The sequence below is a fragment of the Halomonas borealis genome, from assembly GCF_004798905.1.
GTDB lineage: Bacteria > Pseudomonadota > Gammaproteobacteria > Pseudomonadales > Halomonadaceae > Halomonas > Halomonas borealis.
Genome location: NZ_SDMO01000002.1, coordinates 209,008 through 224,276, shown reverse-complemented (window position 1 = coordinate 224,276; position 15,269 = coordinate 209,008). Strand labels below are relative to the sequence as shown.

General features: G+C 60.9%; 14 protein-coding genes. 10 read left to right on the top strand and 4 right to left on the bottom strand.

Annotated features, from left to right (window positions below; translation table 11 throughout):
* Positions 1 to 161: 161 nt before the first annotated feature.
* The 6 genes from hemL to ETC07_RS03985 all read left to right on the top strand — a co-directional run bounded on the left by hemL (position 162) and on the right by ETC07_RS03985 (position 6,461).
* Positions 162 to 1,451 (top strand): glutamate-1-semialdehyde 2,1-aminomutase, encoded by a 1,290-nt coding sequence (gene hemL, locus ETC07_RS04005; protein WP_136247212.1) that lies wholly within the window; start codon positions 162 to 164, stop codon positions 1,449 to 1,451.
* A 34-nt stretch (positions 1,452 to 1,485) separates the two neighbouring features.
* Entirely contained in the window at positions 1,486 to 2,721 is a 1,236-nt protein-coding gene (locus ETC07_RS04000; protein WP_136247211.1) for a P-loop nucleotide/nucleoside kinase family protein, read from the top strand.
* Between the two features lie 535 nt (positions 2,722 to 3,256).
* Entirely contained in the window at positions 3,257 to 4,405 is a 1,149-nt protein-coding gene (locus tag ETC07_RS15970) for a hypothetical protein (RefSeq protein WP_168709159.1), read from the top strand.
* A gap of 123 nt (positions 4,406 to 4,528) precedes the next feature.
* Entirely contained in the window at positions 4,529 to 4,906 is a 378-nt protein-coding gene (locus ETC07_RS03995) for a hypothetical protein (protein ID WP_136247210.1), read from the top strand.
* A gap of 155 nt (positions 4,907 to 5,061) precedes the next feature.
* A complete protein-coding gene (locus ETC07_RS03990) occupies positions 5,062 to 5,706 on the top strand; it encodes a C39 family peptidase (protein ID WP_240724551.1) in 645 nt (214 codons plus the stop codon).
* A gap of 23 nt (positions 5,707 to 5,729) precedes the next feature.
* On the top strand, positions 5,730 to 6,461 hold the full coding sequence (locus ETC07_RS03985) for a hypothetical protein (protein WP_136247208.1): 732 nt from the start codon (positions 5,730 to 5,732) through the stop codon (positions 6,459 to 6,461).
* Positions 6,462 to 6,548: 87 nt separating this feature from the next.
* Here ETC07_RS03985 and ETC07_RS03980 read toward each other — a convergent pair whose 3' ends face one another.
* The 3 genes from ETC07_RS03980 to ETC07_RS03970 all read right to left on the bottom strand — a co-directional run bounded on the left by ETC07_RS03980 (position 6,549) and on the right by ETC07_RS03970 (position 10,089).
* The gene (locus ETC07_RS03980) at positions 6,549 to 7,625 is read right to left on the bottom strand and encodes a transporter (RefSeq protein ID WP_136247207.1); all 1,077 of its coding nucleotides are present in this window, start codon (positions 7,623 to 7,625) and stop codon (positions 6,549 to 6,551) included.
* A gap of 217 nt (positions 7,626 to 7,842) precedes the next feature.
* Positions 7,843 to 9,291 carry a sigma-54 interaction domain-containing protein gene (locus ETC07_RS03975; protein ID WP_136247206.1) on the bottom strand — a complete coding sequence of 483 codons (1,449 nt, stop codon included), beginning with the start codon at positions 9,289 to 9,291 and terminating at the stop codon, positions 7,843 to 7,845.
* 99 nt (positions 9,292 to 9,390) lie between these two features.
* Positions 9,391 to 10,089 carry a LuxR C-terminal-related transcriptional regulator gene (locus ETC07_RS03970; RefSeq protein ID WP_136247205.1) on the bottom strand — a complete coding sequence of 233 codons (699 nt, stop codon included), beginning with the start codon at positions 10,087 to 10,089 and terminating at the stop codon, positions 9,391 to 9,393.
* A gap of 347 nt (positions 10,090 to 10,436) precedes the next feature.
* On the opposite strand from ETC07_RS03970, the gene ETC07_RS03965 reads away from it, so the two are divergent.
* From ETC07_RS03965 to ETC07_RS03950, 4 genes are all read left to right on the top strand, one after another.
* The gene (locus ETC07_RS03965; protein WP_136247275.1) at positions 10,437 to 11,042 is read left to right on the top strand and encodes an XTP/dITP diphosphatase; all 606 of its coding nucleotides are present in this window, start codon (positions 10,437 to 10,439) and stop codon (positions 11,040 to 11,042) included.
* The gene (hemW, locus tag ETC07_RS03960; RefSeq protein ID WP_136247204.1) at positions 11,039 to 12,211 is read left to right on the top strand and encodes a radical SAM family heme chaperone HemW; all 1,173 of its coding nucleotides are present in this window, start codon (positions 11,039 to 11,041) and stop codon (positions 12,209 to 12,211) included. Before ETC07_RS03965 ends, hemW begins: the two co-directional genes overlap by 4 nt.
* 37 nt (positions 12,212 to 12,248) lie before the next feature.
* The gene (locus ETC07_RS03955) at positions 12,249 to 12,920 is read left to right on the top strand and encodes a YiaD family glycine zipper/OmpA-like lipoprotein (protein WP_136247203.1); all 672 of its coding nucleotides are present in this window, start codon (positions 12,249 to 12,251) and stop codon (positions 12,918 to 12,920) included.
* Positions 12,921 to 12,995: 75 nt separating this feature from the next.
* Positions 12,996 to 13,844 (top strand): 23S rRNA (adenine(2030)-N(6))-methyltransferase RlmJ, encoded by an 849-nt coding sequence (locus ETC07_RS03950; protein WP_136247202.1) that lies wholly within the window; start codon positions 12,996 to 12,998, stop codon positions 13,842 to 13,844.
* Positions 13,845 to 13,897: 53 nt separating this feature from the next.
* On the opposite strand, the gene mnmE is transcribed toward ETC07_RS03950, so the two are convergent.
* On the bottom strand, positions 13,898 to 15,268 hold the full coding sequence (gene mnmE / locus ETC07_RS03945; protein WP_136247201.1) for a tRNA uridine-5-carboxymethylaminomethyl(34) synthesis GTPase MnmE: 1,371 nt from the start codon (positions 15,266 to 15,268) through the stop codon (positions 13,898 to 13,900).
* Position 15,269: the final 1 nt, after the last annotated feature.

Sequence of the window (15,269 nt, the reverse complement as noted above, 5' to 3'; positions counted from 1 at the left end):
AATGGTTATATCGGGGACAACTTGGATGATATTGGGCGATATTCACCGTGTGATCACCGCTAGCCAAGAGATTGTCCAGAGAATTATCCACAAGCCGAAGGCCGTGGTAGCGCGGCTGCAGCACGATACGACGCTTACTTTCAACAGCAAATGAGGTTGACATGACCACATCCGCCCAGCTCTTCGAACAGGCTTGCCGCCGTATTCCCGGAGGCGTCAATTCGCCGGTGCGTGCCTTCAAGGGCCTGGAGCGTCCGCCGGTGTTCATGGAACGGGCGCAGGGTGCCTACCTGTTCGATGTCGAGGGCCAGCGCTATGTGGATTACGTCGGCTCCTGGGGACCGATGATCACCGGCCATGCCGATCCCGAGGTGCTCGGTGCGGTACGCGAGCGGCTCGACAACGGGCTTTCCTTCGGCACGCCCACGGCCATCGAGACCACCATGGCCGACCTGATCTGCGAGATGATCCCCAGCATCGAGATGGTGCGCATGGTCAACTCCGGCACCGAGGCCACCATGTCGGCGATTCGCCTGGCGCGCGGCTATACCGGGCGTGACAAGATCGTCAAGTTCGAGGGCAACTACCACGGCCACTCCGACTCGCTACTGGTCAAGGCGGGATCTGGCGCCCTGACCCATGGCGAGCCGAGCTCGCCGGGCGTGCCGGCATCGCTGGCCGAGCACACCGTGACCCTGCCCTACAACGACCCCGACGCGGTCGAGCAGTGCTTCGAAGAAATCGGCGATCAGGTGGCTTGTATCATCGTCGAGCCGGTGGCCGGCAACATGAACTGCATTCCCCCGCAGCCCGGTTTCCTCGAGACCTTGCGCCGGGTCTGCGATCGTTATGAGAGCTTACTGATATTCGATGAGGTGATGACCGGCTTCCGCGTCGCCATGGGGGGCGCTCAGGCTCACTATGGTGTCGAGCCCGACCTGACCTGCCTGGGCAAGATCGTCGGCGGCGGCATGCCGGTCGGCGCCTTCGGAGGGCGGCGCGGCATCATGGAGAACATCTCGCCGCTGGGGCCCATCTATCAGGCCGGTACCCTGGCGGGTAATCCGCTGGCCATGGCGGCGGGCATCGCCCTGCTCACCAAACTGCAGGCGCCCGGCTTCCACGATGCCCTGGCCCAGCGCGTCGAGACCCTGTGCCACGGGCTGCAGGAGCGGGCCGACGCGGCCGGCATCGACATGATCACCCAGCGGGCCGGCGGCATGTTCGGCGTCTTCTTCACCGGGCAGAGCCGGGTCGATAACTTCGCCCAGGCCACCGCCTGCGATGGCGCTGCCTTCCGCCGCTTCTTTGCCGCCATGCTCGACCAGGGCGTCTACATGGCGCCCTCCGCCTTCGAGGCCGGCTTCATGTCCAGCGCGCATGCTCCCGAGGACATTCAGCAGACCCTGGACGCGGCCGAGGTGGCCTTTGCCGCCATGTGCCAGGCCTGATGCCCCGACATGACCGCGTGAACGGAGACTAACAATGAATCAGCGACACGCCCCCGCAAGTCCGACTCGCGATGTCACCCTCGAGACGCTGGTCGAGGGCCTGAGTGCCTGGCATGCCGATCACGCGGCCGATGCCGGTGGCTCCCTGCAGGAGGCCGTGCATCAGCGGGTCGCCGACGAGGCGCAGGCCCTGGCGTCGCTGATCGTCGCCGATGAGGACCGCCAGCGGCTGCATGCCCTGCAGCGCTGGCTGGAGGAGAATCTTGCGCGTCTGGTATCGGTGTTCGAGGCGCGCGAGTCTCGGCGCTTGCCGCATAGCTGGGCCTGCGAGCATGGCGACAGTCGCCTGCTGGACGACGGTCGAGTGGTGATGGCCAATGCCATCGACCGAGACCTGCAAGGTCTCGGAGCGCGGGTTTGCCAGGACCCCGTGGCAGACCTGGCCTCGCTGCTGGTAGGACTCGAGGTGCGCGACGAGGGGCTGCTGGCGCACAAGGCCCTGGATCACTACTTGCGGCTGAGCGGGGATTATCAGGCCGCGCGGTTGCTGTCGGTGTTCCGGGTGCTGGAGTGTCTGGCCGGGGCACGGCGTGCCCTGCGGCGTCTCGAAGCGGCCCAGGGCGATGCCGAACGCCCGGCACTGCGGGCGGAGACCATGGGCGCCTGCCGGCGATACCTGGCGCTGGCGGAACGCCATGCCGAGTTCCGCTTCCCCCCGTTGGTGATTGGCGTCGGGGTCTCGGGCAGCGGCAAAAGCCGTTTCACCCGCAACCTGATCACGCGGCTGGGTGCCGTGCGCGTGGGCTCCTCTGCCGAGCGTCGGCGCCTGCACGGCCTTTCTCCACAAGGGGTGAAGGCCGATGACTCTGTGGATATCTTCGGTGAGGCGGCTACCGAACGCACCTATCACCGCCTGGCCCAGTGCGCCGGCAGTCTGTTGGATGCGGGCCTCTCGGCCTGTATCGACGCCACCTGCCTGACTCAGGCACAGCGCGACTGGCTGCGGCATCAGGCCGAGAGCCGCGGGCTGCCGGTGCTGTTGGTCAGTTTCGAGGCGGATCAGTCGACCCTGAGGCGCCGCATCATCAAGCGGGCCGAGCGCCAGGGGGTGACGGCCGAGGAGGGGCTGGGGGTGTTATCGCATCAGCAGGCAGCCTTCGAAGCCTTTTCCGATGAGGAGCGTTTCCACCTCGTGCGCCTGGACACCACGGCGGATAACGCCGGTGAGACCCTGGCCGGGCTGATTCAGGAGCATATGCACTGGAGTTGAAAAACGAGGGGCCAGCCATCGGCTCTGGTCCCTCATATGACCCGCCGCGTCGAGCCCGAGTGTTGCATGACCTTGTCATATCGTGACGTCTTCCTGTTTTTCTTGTAGTACTTTACCTTATTGATATTAAACAGATTACTGGGATGACGGGTGACAATGTCAAGAGTGCAACGACTTTGTTTCCTGTTTGTATCAATAAGTTAATCTGCTGTTTTATAACAATTTTAGTGTCTCTTGCTGGGCTTTCCTAGCGTCGACTGTTTCATCAGCCTGACACTCTTCCTACCCAGATTCTTCCCTCCTCGATGCATCTCTCCCCCCACTCCGTCACGTTCTCGTTATTTTCTTTTTAATATCAGTTAGTTAATAAAAGTTGGCATGTCACGTGCTCTGTGTTGATTGCCTGCAGCGGGATCTTCGAGGGCTCGAGACAGACCTTCGGCTGAGCAGGCAACGAGAACCGACGCCGGCATCGATCAACGGATCGTCCGGCAGGACGCAAGGGATTCAGCCGAATCTGAACGGGAGTGAGATCATGAAAGCTTATGCAATCGCGGGTACAACCCTGCTGACACTGGTCATGGCGATTTCCACTGCTCAGGCCGATGCTAATGCCAACGGTGGTGGTAGTGGCAGCTCCAATGGTGGCGCCGGTACAGCCCTTGGGGTTGGTGCGGGTGGTTCCAGCTTGGGGGGCGACGGTGGCAACGATAACCGGAATACCAACCTGCTGAATTTGGGAGGCGGCGGTGGTGCCGGTGCTGAGAGTGGTGATGGTGGCAGTGGTACCGCCGATGCCAGGGGATCCGGCGGGAGTGCCGGTAACACCGGCGGTGGTGGTGATGCGTGGGCAATGGCCGATTCCCACAATATGAGTAACTCTTTCAACACCACCACCACAACGGTGAAGAGCGTTGATGTGGTGTCGCGTCAAAACATGACCTCCATCGTGACTGGTAGCCCCATCAATGTGACTGGTGGCCAAGGCGCTCGTGGTGCTGCAGGGGCAACGGGCGGCACCAACGCAGCCATCAGCGTCGGCGCCGGCATCGGCGGCGATGGCGGTAACGGCAACGGTGATCGTGGTGGCGATGCCGGTTCCCTGGGCCTTGGGGCCGGCCAAGGCGGCGAAGGCGTCGGCGCCGGCATCGGCGTAGGAGCCGGCAAAGGCGGCGGTTCAGGAGCGGATGCTCTCTCTGCCGCGGGCAACAGCGACGGCGATGCCAACGGGTCTGGAATCGGTGCCCTGTTGGGCCTTGGTCTGGGTACCGCCGACAACTCCGGCAGCCAGGATGCCGATGCCGGTGCTACCCGCGCCGACTCCAGCGGTGGTAATGGTCATGGGACCGGCGGAGGTGCTGGTACCGGGAGCGGTGGCAACGGCACGGGCAGCGGTTGGGCCAGGGCCGTGGCCGGTGACGGCGGCGATGGCTACGGCGGTGGCGGCGGTGGCGGCCAGGGTGTCGGCGGTGCGGCCTATGCCGCAGGCGCTCAAGGTGGCGCTGGAGGCAATGGTGGTAACGGCGGCGCGGCCGTCCTGCACACCGGAGCGGCCAGCATCTCCGTGGCGGCCGGTGGTGTCTACGGTGGGGTGTCCAACATGAACAACTCCAGCGGGTTCTACAACTCGCAGCTGTCCGGCACCAGCATCTCCGCCCACAGTGGCGTGAGCATCGGCAACTGATGGATCGGGCCTCGCGAGAGGCCCGTCTTGTCTGAACCGGGAACTGGCGGAGCGATGCTTCGCCGGTTCCTTCACTGCCAGATTCTCGTCAGTGGAGGGCGGGTGATGAAGAGGTCAGTCCACATGAAGTGGCTAGTTGTTACGGGTGTGATGGTGCTTTCCGGCGGTTTTCTGTCGACCGTGCATGCCGAGGAGAAAGCCGCCGGCGGCTTCGCTGCGCTGCAGAGTATACCGACGGAAACCCTGGATCAGACGCGTGGCCGAGACGGGGTGAATGTCCACCTCGACCAGGTCAATGTGCAGAGCATTCAGGACATGCAGGCCATCAGCGCAGGATCGAGCTTCAATGTGACCAACGGCGATATGAGCACGGGGAACATCACCTTCGAGAGTGGTTCCATGGGTCGTTACAGCGGCACCGGTATCTTCAACAACGTGACCGGCAACGCCAATGCCGTCAATAACGCCATCGGTATCAGCGTCTATATCTCCAATCCATGAGACAGAGAGTGCGCAGCGCGTGATGCTCGTCTAATAGAAGGATGGAGAGGCACCGATTCATGTGGTGTTGTTAAGAGGTGGTAATTATGCACAAGGGACTCAGGCGCTCTTTCCTGTTAACCGCCTTGATCGTTGTGGCGGGAGGAGGGGGCATCATGCCTGTCGAGGCGGGGACGGTCCGTATCTCCAACCCCTTCGGCCACTTCGAAGTCGAGGCAAAAAGTCTGGCGGAAATTAGCTGGGACGGTGTGGTGCGTCAGCAGTACGATTACAGCTGTGGTTCGGCGGCCGTCGCGACCCTACTCACCTATCACTACGACCGGGCCACGACAGAGGCCAATGTCTTCGAGTCGATGATTCGCAACGGAGATAGTGAGCAGATACAGACCTATGGGTTCTCGATGCTGGATATGAAGAGCTACCTGGATGATCGAGGCTTCAATGCCGATGGCTTCGAGATCACCCTGGACGACTTCATTCGTATCGGGGTTCCCGCCATCACGCTGGTGAATACCGGTGGATACAAACATTTTGTGGTCGTCAAGGGAGTGGATGCCGAGAATGTGCTGGTGGGAGATCCGGCGGCGGGAACCGTCGTGGTTCCCAGAGACATATTCGAAGATCTATGGAGTGGCAAGGTGCTCGGGGTACGTAATGATGTCGAGGTGGCTCGGGCCAACTTCAATAGCGAACGAGACTGGCGCGTGCGCCCAGCCTCGCCTATTGCGTCCGGGGTTCGGCGCGGCAGCGTGGGCTCTTACCTGCTGACGCTGCCAGGCGCGAATGAACTGGGTAGGTGATGCTTTCACAGGAGTTACCGGCCATGAGCATGAAGAGTATCAATGATGCGTCATCTGGGAGAATAAGGGGGATAAATCGCTGGTGGATGGCATTCCTGTTGTCGGGAACCTTGCTGCCGGTTGCGGCAGTCACTTCTGCCTCCACGTTATCATCCGGTATCCTTTCGGCGGGAACCCACGATATCTATTATCAAGGGTATGTGATTCCGGATGAGGGGTTGGAGGAACTTCGAGGTGGGTTCAAGCTGTCAGGGTTGGAATTGAACTTCGGCGCCAAGCTGACCACCATGATCAACGACAAAGTTCGTTATATCACCCAAGTTGCTTTCGATAATGCCGGGTCCAGGGTGCTGTCGAGCACACTGGAGGCATCGGGAGTAGGAGCTGGAGCCGAAATAGCCGTGAGGAGCGAACCAGGATCGGGCAGCATCACGTCGATAAGGCCTGAGGCCACCGGAACCAGCCGTCAATCTAACAACAGTAGTCTGGATGCTGCGAGCACTCCCGGGAAGTTGAACCTGGCGGGACTATCCGATTTCTCCGGTGTTCTATTCAGCGGAAAAGATGGTGGGATGACCGCCGCCCTTCATAAGGTGACGCGGGATGCCATCGTCAGTAGTCTTTCGACGACCGCCAGCGGTCAGAGCATCAGCAACGATATCGATGTCAGCGTGCATGTCATGAACATCGGTGAGGTCAAGGCATCGCGGCAGCGAGCCATGATTCTCAACTCCCTCCAGGGCATTCCTCGTTAATGGTGCGACCAACCATAACAATGAAAAAGCTGCCTCGATCAAGGCAGCTTTTTCGTGGCTTGTTATTATCAGGTGAATGTCTCCCTGTTAGAAGACATTGAGCCCGATAGGTGTGCGTAGTGTCAGGGTCGTGTCGGGTGCGTCTTCGGTAACGCCGAATTCCAGTCCCAGGTTGAAGACAGAATCCTCACTCATTTGATATGACCACCCCAGAAGCATCGAGCCGACATTCAGGCTTTGACCACTCTGTGTCGTCGATCTTCCGGTATTGATATCCTCGAAGGTCGTGTCGGTTTCCTGAATGAAGTCATTCTTGTAACCCAGGGTGAAGGATGACTGGGGATTGATCGAATAGGACATGCCAAGGCTCAGCCGCACGGCATCGCCTGGATCGACTTCCTTGACCCTCGTCTCGCCGATAGTCTCGTTAACGTCGTCCTCGAGATTGAAGAGATACCCGACATTGGCAAAATAGACCGCCGGTGCCGATGGCAGCAGCATGGTCAGGCTGGGTTCGAGTGAGTGAAACCCTGAGCCGGTGGCCAGTTCTTCCTCGATACCGTTGCTATCACGTGAGACGTCGAAGGGACCTTTACCCGTCGTGGACTTGTAGCGCAGATTACCCACGAAGAAAGGGCCACCATCACGGCCGCTGTTGATCTGGTAATGGGCGGCGAGCTCGATATCGCCCAGGCCATCCCCCGATTGACTCCTGCGGAGATTGAAGGGCTCTTCGGCCTCATTAACGCTGAAGTTGGCTGTATCGTCGCGATAAAGATACGGTAGGCGCAGCTCCATCTCGAGGCGATCGGTGACCCCAAGACGGCCCGTCACGGCAGCCGTAAAGGTATCGCGGTCGATATCCTCGGCAGCCAGTACACCGATCTGCAGGGTGCTGAGAATCTCCACCCCACGGAATGTCAGTCGATTGACGCTGGCGTGGGAATACTGGAATTCGGGTTCGATGACCAGGCGCCCCTTGGGTGTCAGTACCCCCCCGATATCCGGAATGGCCTGGATATCGGGGGCCTCCTCAGTGGGTGGCGGTCGCTGACCCACTGGGCGGACGGAATTGCCATCATTCGTCTGTGCCCAGGCGTGTCCCGACAACGCGAGAGGTACCAGGCCACAGGCTAGAGTGAAACCCTTGTGGATAAAGTTCATGACAGTGCCCCTTTTCCCTTGATTCAATACCTTACAATTCAGCACCTTGCCTTTCGCGAAACATCGGTCCTCATGGAGGACTCATCAAAAGCATAGACCAACGACTCATCTTGTCGTGAAAATGGGCCGAGACCTGGGTTCTTTCGTTCTCGCCTTCGCTTCTTTGGCAGTTGTATTCGGCGTCATTTGTTTTCCATATTATTTATTAGCCTGCTCCTCATAAGTTATTTCTTCCTTTGGATGTTGGGGTAAAGCTCAACACATTGGGTGATGCGGGGGCACGGTTGGTCGCGATGGAGCCTGCTTCCTTATGGTGCTCATGACGATGAACCTTGTGTTTCTCCATCAACCGGTAGAGCGTGACGCGGGATATGCCGAGTTCACGCGCGGCATGCAGGATATTGAAGGCGTTGCGCGTCAGCGAGGCCATGATAACGCTGCGTTCTGCCATATCCCTGGCCTCTTCCAGGCTGGAGGCGTAACGGGCCTCTGAGTGTCGGCGCTCGAGGCCTAGATCGGTGGGTCGTATCAGGGAGTGCTCGCTCATGACCATGGCCCGCCTCACTCGGTTGATGAGCTCACGAATGTTGCCTGGCCACTCGGAGCCTTGCATGACAGCCAGACTTTCCTTACTGAACCCATTGACGATGAAGGGTTTATCGGCGGAAAACTTGTTAAAGAAATAATGCGCCAGCATCACGATGTCTGCTCCCCGTTCTTTCAAGGGAGGCACCTGAACTTGAAGTACATTGAGGCGATGATAGAGATCCTCCCTGAACTTTCCTTCCTTGACGGCCTGCTCGAGGTCGACATGTGTCGCGGCTAATACACGGAGGTTTACCACTATCTCCTTGAGACCGCCTACCCGCTGTATGGTGTTGTTTTCCAGGAATCTGAGCAGGTTGACTTGCATTTCAAGGGGAAGGTCGCCGATCTCATCGAGGAATAGGGTGCCGCCATCCGTGTGCTCAATGATGCCGAGCTTTCTCTGAGTTGCCCCGGTAAAGGCACCCTTTTCATGGCCGAATAGCTCAGACTGGATCAAGTTTGCAGGGAGGGCTCCGCAATTGATGGCATTAAAAGGCGACTCGGAACGTGAAGATTCACGATGAATGGCCTTGGCAGCCAGTTCCTTGCCTGTGCCGGATTCACCCTGAATGAGAACGGGGGCATCGACGGCGGCGACCTTGTGGATGCACTTGAACAGGCCTTTCATGACGGGGCTTTCCCCAATCATCTGACACTCCGCCGCCCCTTGATGATGTTCGGGGTCCTGCGATGCTCTCTCCAGATGAATGATCGATAACAGGTTTTCCAGGGAATGATGAACCCTATCGGTATCGACGGGAATAATATGATATCCGAAGAATAATCTTCCGATAGCGTGATATTGGGTGAATGCCGCCAAGAGGTCATGAGTCGCCACGGCGATCAGCCGAGTCTTCAGGCCATTGAGGAGGTTTTCTACCCTCGCCGAATCCTCAAGGTGCTCAGGCTCCAGGCATAGGATGCCGATGTCGTGATCACCAATGCATGAGAGCTCTTTCCTTGTATCGATGGAATGAACTCTGGTGATGCTCCACCCTTTCTTCTCCAGGCTTTCCATGATCGCATTCTCCTCTTCGTCATCCTTGCCAATGAAAAGGAGGTTGTTGTCAGATTTCATCGCATGTCCCTAGTAATGACTCATTCTATTTCCTAGATATGACGATATGAGACACCAAACAGGTAGGCTGAAATCTATCAGCCAAGCAGAAAGTCTTGTTCATGATTTTTCTGGTCTTTGATAGTTAGTCGCTGAGGGTCTTTTCTTAGCGATCGGTGGAGGAGCTCCCAGGTTCTGTCGCGCCCAGTTGACCGCCTGTAATCTGTTGTGAACATCGATCTTCTTGAAGATATTGTAAAGATGTGACTTGACGGTATGCTCGCTAACGAAAAGCCGGTCGGCGATTTCCATGTTGGAAGCTCCCGACCCCAGCAGGCCGATGATCTCGAGTTCCCGCTGAGTCAGGCCGCAAGCCGGCCGGTAGGCATTGATCTGGTGGCGGCGATAGAACTCCAGCATCCTGCCCATCAACGGACGTGACATCCAGAGATGCCCGTCCTGTAGGGTTCTCAACCCCTTGCAGATGTTGGGCAGGCTGTCGTCACGATAGAACACTCCCTGAAGGTGTAAGCAGGATAATGTTTCGACGGCATGGTTCTCATCCCTCAAGTTGAAGGTCGCCAGGGCGGTGCCGGGACGTTCGGCGGCATGCGATTGCCAACCCTGCATGGCGGCATCATGCATGTGGTCCGCATCCAGAAGTATGAGGGTATGATCGGTTTCCCTCGGCTTCCCGGTACTGGAGGGGGAAAGAATGGCGACCTGACACTCGAGCTGCTGACGCAGGTAGTCCGCGAATAGCTGCGACTGAGGGTTGCTCTCGGTGACCAGCTGTATCAGGTGTTGGTGCTGTACCATGGATAAGCCCCGTTGAAATATCCGACACACTCACCCGATGAATATGTCGTAGCGACCTGAACCTCTCGAGTACCATCCAGTGTCGGACCTTTTGTAATATCTTGTAACTAACTTTTTATTATAACGGTCTTACTTTTTAGGCATTCTATATAGTTTTCATTTTAGACCTTTTTTATCAGAAGGTTAGCCTGGCGTAGGCCGCACACCATGGGTGGTTCCCGCCGTGCCATCGCGATCGCGTGCTTGCCTCATGCGTCTCGTCCCCTCTTCCCCAGGCGCTTTGCATCGCTTCGGGGCAGGCTTAGAATGCCGCCAATATGATCATGAACAGTCGAGACAGTGAGATGATGACAACGGTGGTGCTGGCCAGCGGCAATGCCGGCAAGCTGCGCGAATTCGGCCAGCTGCTCGAGCCTCTGGGCATGGACGTTCGGCCGCAGGCCGACTTTGACGTGTCGGAGGTCGAGGAAACCGGGCTAACCTTCGTCGAGAATGCCTTGCTCAAGGCGCGCGAAGCCAGTCGCGTCAGTGGCCTGCCGGCCATGGCGGATGACTCGGGGCTGGCCGTGGATGCGCTGCATGGACGGCCGGGCATCTATTCCGCTCGCTTCGCCGGAGAGCCCAAGAAGGATAGTCGCAATAATGCCCTGCTGCTCGAGTCCCTCTCAGAGGTCCCGGCTGAGCGGCGCACGGCTCGCTACTGGTGCGTGCTGGTGCTGTTGCGCCATGCCGAGGATCCGGTGCCTTTGATCGTGCAGCAGAGCTGGGACGGTGAGATCCTCACCGAGCCCCGTGGGGAAGGCGGCTTCGGCTACGATCCGTTGTTCTGGCTGCCGGGCCAGCGCCGCACGGCCGCCGAGCTTTCTGCCGACGAGAAGAACCGCTTGAGCCACCGTGGTCGTGCCTTGCAGGCTCTGGTGGCACAACTCGCCGACGGGGCGCCGACTTCATGAGCCTAGCGTTGCCGCCCCTGGCGCTGTACGTGCATGTGCCCTGGTGCGTGCGCAAGTGCCCCTACTGTGACTTCAATTCCCATGGCGTCGGCTCGCGGGCGAGCCTGCCCGAGGAGGCCTACCTGGCGGCATTGATCGCCGATCTCGACGCCGATCTACCGCTCGCCGCCGGTCGTGATCTGGTCAGCATCTTCATCGGCGGCGGCACGCCCAGCCTGATGTCGGCCGACTTCTATCGTCGCCTGCTCGAGGCCGTGTCGGCGCGGCTACCATTGGCCGACGATATCGAGATCACGTTGGAGGCCAACCCGGGGACCGTCGAAAGGGGGCGCTTCGCGGGCTATCGCGACGCGGGGATCAACCGCTTGTCGATTGGTATACAGAGCTTCCAGGATGCTCAGTTGTCGGCACTGGGTCGGATCCATAGTGGCGACGATGCGCGAAGCGCGGTCGCCGAGGCCCGTGAGGCCGGGTTCGACAACCTCAACCTCGACCTGATGCACGGCCTGCCGGAGCAGACACCGGCGCTCGCCCTCGATGACCTGGAGCAGGCCCTGGCCCTGTCGCCGGAACACCTTTCCTGGTATCAACTCACCCTCGAGCCCAATACGGAATTCCACTCCCACCCCCCCGTGCTGCCTGAGGAAGAGGCCCTCTGGAACATCCAGGAACTCGGCCACGAGCGCCTGGAAGCCGCCGGTTTCGCGCGTTACGAGATCTCCGCCTACGCCCTGTCCGGGCGCCGGGCACGCCATAATCTCAACTACTGGCGGTTCGGTGACTACCTGGGCATCGGTGCCGGCGCGCATGGCAAACTGAGCGCTCCCGATGGCGACGGGCTGCATATCGAGCGGCGCTGGAAGACTCGCCAGCCCGAGGCCTACCTGCGGCGCCATCAAGACCCACGAGGCTTCGTGGCCGGGCGTGAGCCCATAGCGCCCGATGAACTACCGCTCGAGTTCGCCATGAACGCGTTACGGTTGGTCGAAGGTGTGCCGCTCACGGCCTGGTCTGCCAATACCGGGCGCCCCCTCGGCCGCCTTCGGACTAGCCTCGAGGCGGCGAGGAAAAAAGGACTTCTGGTGGAAGAAGGGGAAAGACTTCAAGCTTCCCCCCAAGGTCTATTATTCTTGAACGAGCTGCTGGCCCTGATCGATGAAAAGGGCTAGCCGGTACGCCATTCGTCAACATGGAGTCGACGACGCTATGACCAAGACTGTTCGCATGATCGCGCCGCTCGCGGCCGCCGCCCTGCTGGTGGGCTGCACCACCACGGACCCCTATTCCGGTGAAACCCAGCGTAACCAGACCGGAACCGGTGCCACCATCGGGGCGCTGGTCGGCGCTGCCGCCGGGGCCTTGAGCGGTGACGGCAGTACCAGTCGCCGCGACCGGGCACTGATCGGCGCCGCCGTCGGTGCCGCCGCAGGCGGTGGTGTCGGTGCCTATATGGACAAGCAGGAAGAACAGCTGCGTCAGAGCATGGAGGGCACCGGTATCGGTGTCGAGCGCCAGGGTAACGACATCACCCTCAACATGCCGAGCAGCGTGACCTTCGGCTTCGATTCCAGCGACCTGACCACGCAGGCGCGTAATGCACTCAACGATGTCTCCTCGGTACTGACCCAGTACCCCGAGACCCGCGTCAATATCGCCGGGCATACCGACAGCACGGGCGATGCCGGGTATAACCAGGGCCTCTCCGAGCGTCGCGCCCAGGCGGTTGGCAACTACCTGTCGCAGGGCGGTGTCGCCTCCAACCGGCTCTATACGAACGGTTATGGAGAGAATCAGCCGGTGGCCAGCAATGAATCCGAGGCCGGCCGTTCCCAGAACCGTCGTGTGGAGATCACCCTGACGCCCATTTCTCAGGGCTGATCGACTCCCCGCACCCGCCGGGCCCGCCTCCGTCAGGGGGCGGGCCCTTTTCTTTCCGATGCCTCGATCATTGCCATGCTCTCCTATCAACACGCCTACCATGCGGGAAATTTCGCCGACGTTCATAAGCATTTAGTGCTTTATAGCGTCGCCGATCATTTGTTACGTAAAAAATCGCCAATTACGTACATAGATACTCATGCCGGTCGCGGCCTCTATCCGCTGGACGCGGACGAGACGACACGGCTCCAGGAATACCGTGATGGCGTCGCCAGGCTCTGGGAAGAAAGGGAGAGGCTGTCTGCCACGACCCCCCTGCTGAGTGACTGGCTGATGGCCTTGGTCGGCGCCCAGCAGGGATCGGGGCTCGCTCACTATCCTGGCTCACCCTGGTGGCTGTCGCATCGCTTGCGCGAGCAGGATCGGCTGCGCCTGTTCGAGCTGCACCCCGCAGAGCACGGGCATCTGGCCGACCAGGCCCTGTCCAGCGCGGTGCAGCGTATCCAGGGCGATGGCCTGGCCGGGTTGCTGAAGGCGTTGCCGGTGAAGACGCCGCGGTTGTGCGTGCTGATCGACCCGAGCTATGAGCGCAAGGCGGAGTATGAGGAGGTGGTCTCGACCCTGCTGTCGGCCATGCGCAAGGCGCGTCATGCCGTGGTCATGGTCTGGTATCCGCTGCTCCCCGCGGGGCGTCATCAAACGCTGCTGGAGGGGTTGCGCGACGCCGGGCTACGCAAGATCTGGCGTAGCGAACTGAGGCTGCGCGAGCCGCAGGAGGGCGAGCGGGGCATGATCGGCAGCGGGATGCTGGTGGTGAACCCGCCGTGGGGCCTCGATGCGCGGATCGCCGAGTCCATGGACGCCCTGTTACCGCTGTGGGGGTCCACCGCCCGTCATCATGGCGATTGGTGGGTCGGCGAGTAGGCGCCGAGTCGCGTCATGGGAAGCCACCCGGCGCCGGCGCCGGCCACGGCGACCTACTTGCCGATGCAGAAGCTGCCGAAGATCTCGCCGAGCAGGTCGTCGGCGCTGAACTCCCCGGTAATCTCGCCCAGCGCCTGCTGGGCATCGCGCAGGTCCTCGGCGAGCAGCTCGCCGGCCCCGTAACCGGCCAGCTGCGCCTCGCCATTGTCGAGCGCCTGTGCGGCACGGTCCAAGGCATCGAGGTGGCGGCGTCGCGCCGAGAAACGGCCCTCGGTGGTAGCCGAGAACCCCATCACGGCCTTGAGGTGCTCCTTGAGGTTATCCACACCCTCACCGGTCTTTGCCGAGAGCCGCACGATCGGGGTGGTGGTGGATAAGTCCAGTCCCGCGGCCTCCTCGCTGGTGTCGACCTTGTTGCGCACCAGCGTCAGCCGTGAGGGATCGGCCAGCCGCGCGACGAACTCCGGCCAGATCGCCATCGGGTCCAGCGCCTCGGTGGTCGCGGCATCGACCATCAGCAACACTCGGTCGGCCTGCTCGATCTCCGACCAGGCCCGTGCCACGCCGATCTTCTCCACGGCGTCCGGGGTGTCGCGCAGGCCGGCGGTATCGATGACGTGCAGGGGCATGCCGTCCAGGTGGATGTGCTCACGCAGCACGTCCCGGGTGGTGCCTTCGATATCGGTGACGATGGCGGTCTCCTGCTCGGTGAGCGCGTTGAGCAGGCTGGACTTGCCGGCGTTGGGCCGGCCGGCGATCACCACGCTCATGCCTTCCCGCATCAGCGCACCCTGGGCCGCCGCGGCGCGCACCTCGCTAAGCTCGCCGCGTATCTCGGCCAGCTTGGTGGCCACATGGCCGTCGGCCAGGAAGTCGATCTCCTCCTCGGGGAAGTCGATGGCCGCCTCGACGTAGATGCGCAGCTCGATCAGGCGCTGTACCAAGGCCTCGACCCGCCGCGAGAACTCGCCTTGCAGCGAGCGCAGGGCGTTCTCGGCGGCGCCCCGTGAGCTGGCTTCGATCAAATCGGCGATGGCTTCCGCCTGGGCCAGATCGAGCTTGTCGTTGAGGAAGGCGCGCTCGGAAAATTCGCCGGGACGGGCCAGGCGAGCACCGAGGCGTACGCAGCGTTCCAGCAGCAGGTCCATGAGTACCGGGCCGCCATGGCCCTGCAGCTCGAGCACGTCTTCGCCGGTGAACGAGTTCGGCCCCTCGAAGAACAGGGCGATGCCCTCGTCGATCATGCCGTGGTCGCCGCGGAAGGGCGCATAGAGGGCATAACGCGGAGCGGGGCAGTGCCCCAGCAGGCTGGCGGCGATCGACCGGCAGGCGGGCCCTGAGACGCGAATGATGCCGACGCCGCCACGCCCCGGAGGCGTGGCCAGGGCGGCGATGGTGTCCTGGGAATAGAAGCTTTCGGCCATC

Coding starts and splice junctions, on each gene's coding strand:
- mnmE (WP_136247201.1), bottom strand. CDS start 15,268: ATGGCCGAAAGCTTCTATTCCCAGGACACCATCGCCGCCCTGGCCACG.
- ETC07_RS03955 (WP_136247203.1), top strand. CDS start 12,249: ATGACCAAGACTGTTCGCATGATCGCGCCGCTCGCGGCCGCCGCCCTG.
- ETC07_RS03995 (WP_136247210.1), top strand. CDS start 4,529: ATGAAGTGGCTAGTTGTTACGGGTGTGATGGTGCTTTCCGGCGGTTTT.
- ETC07_RS03980 (WP_136247207.1), bottom strand. CDS start 7,625: ATGAACTTTATCCACAAGGGTTTCACTCTAGCCTGTGGCCTGGTACCT.
- hemL (WP_136247212.1), top strand. CDS start 162: ATGACCACATCCGCCCAGCTCTTCGAACAGGCTTGCCGCCGTATTCCC.
- ETC07_RS03975 (WP_136247206.1), bottom strand. CDS start 9,291: ATGAAATCTGACAACAACCTCCTTTTCATTGGCAAGGATGACGAAGAG.
- ETC07_RS03990 (WP_240724551.1), top strand. CDS start 5,062: ATGCCTGTCGAGGCGGGGACGGTCCGTATCTCCAACCCCTTCGGCCAC.
- hemW (WP_136247204.1), top strand. CDS start 11,039: ATGAGCCTAGCGTTGCCGCCCCTGGCGCTGTACGTGCATGTGCCCTGG.
- ETC07_RS04000 (WP_136247211.1), top strand. CDS start 1,486: ATGAATCAGCGACACGCCCCCGCAAGTCCGACTCGCGATGTCACCCTC.
- ETC07_RS03970 (WP_136247205.1), bottom strand. CDS start 10,089: ATGGTACAGCACCAACACCTGATACAGCTGGTCACCGAGAGCAACCCT.
- ETC07_RS15970 (WP_168709159.1), top strand. CDS start 3,257: ATGAAAGCTTATGCAATCGCGGGTACAACCCTGCTGACACTGGTCATG.
- ETC07_RS03950 (WP_136247202.1), top strand. CDS start 12,996: ATGCTCTCCTATCAACACGCCTACCATGCGGGAAATTTCGCCGACGTT.
- ETC07_RS03985 (WP_136247208.1), top strand. CDS start 5,730: ATGAGCATGAAGAGTATCAATGATGCGTCATCTGGGAGAATAAGGGGG.
- ETC07_RS03965 (WP_136247275.1), top strand. CDS start 10,437: ATGACAACGGTGGTGCTGGCCAGCGGCAATGCCGGCAAGCTGCGCGAA.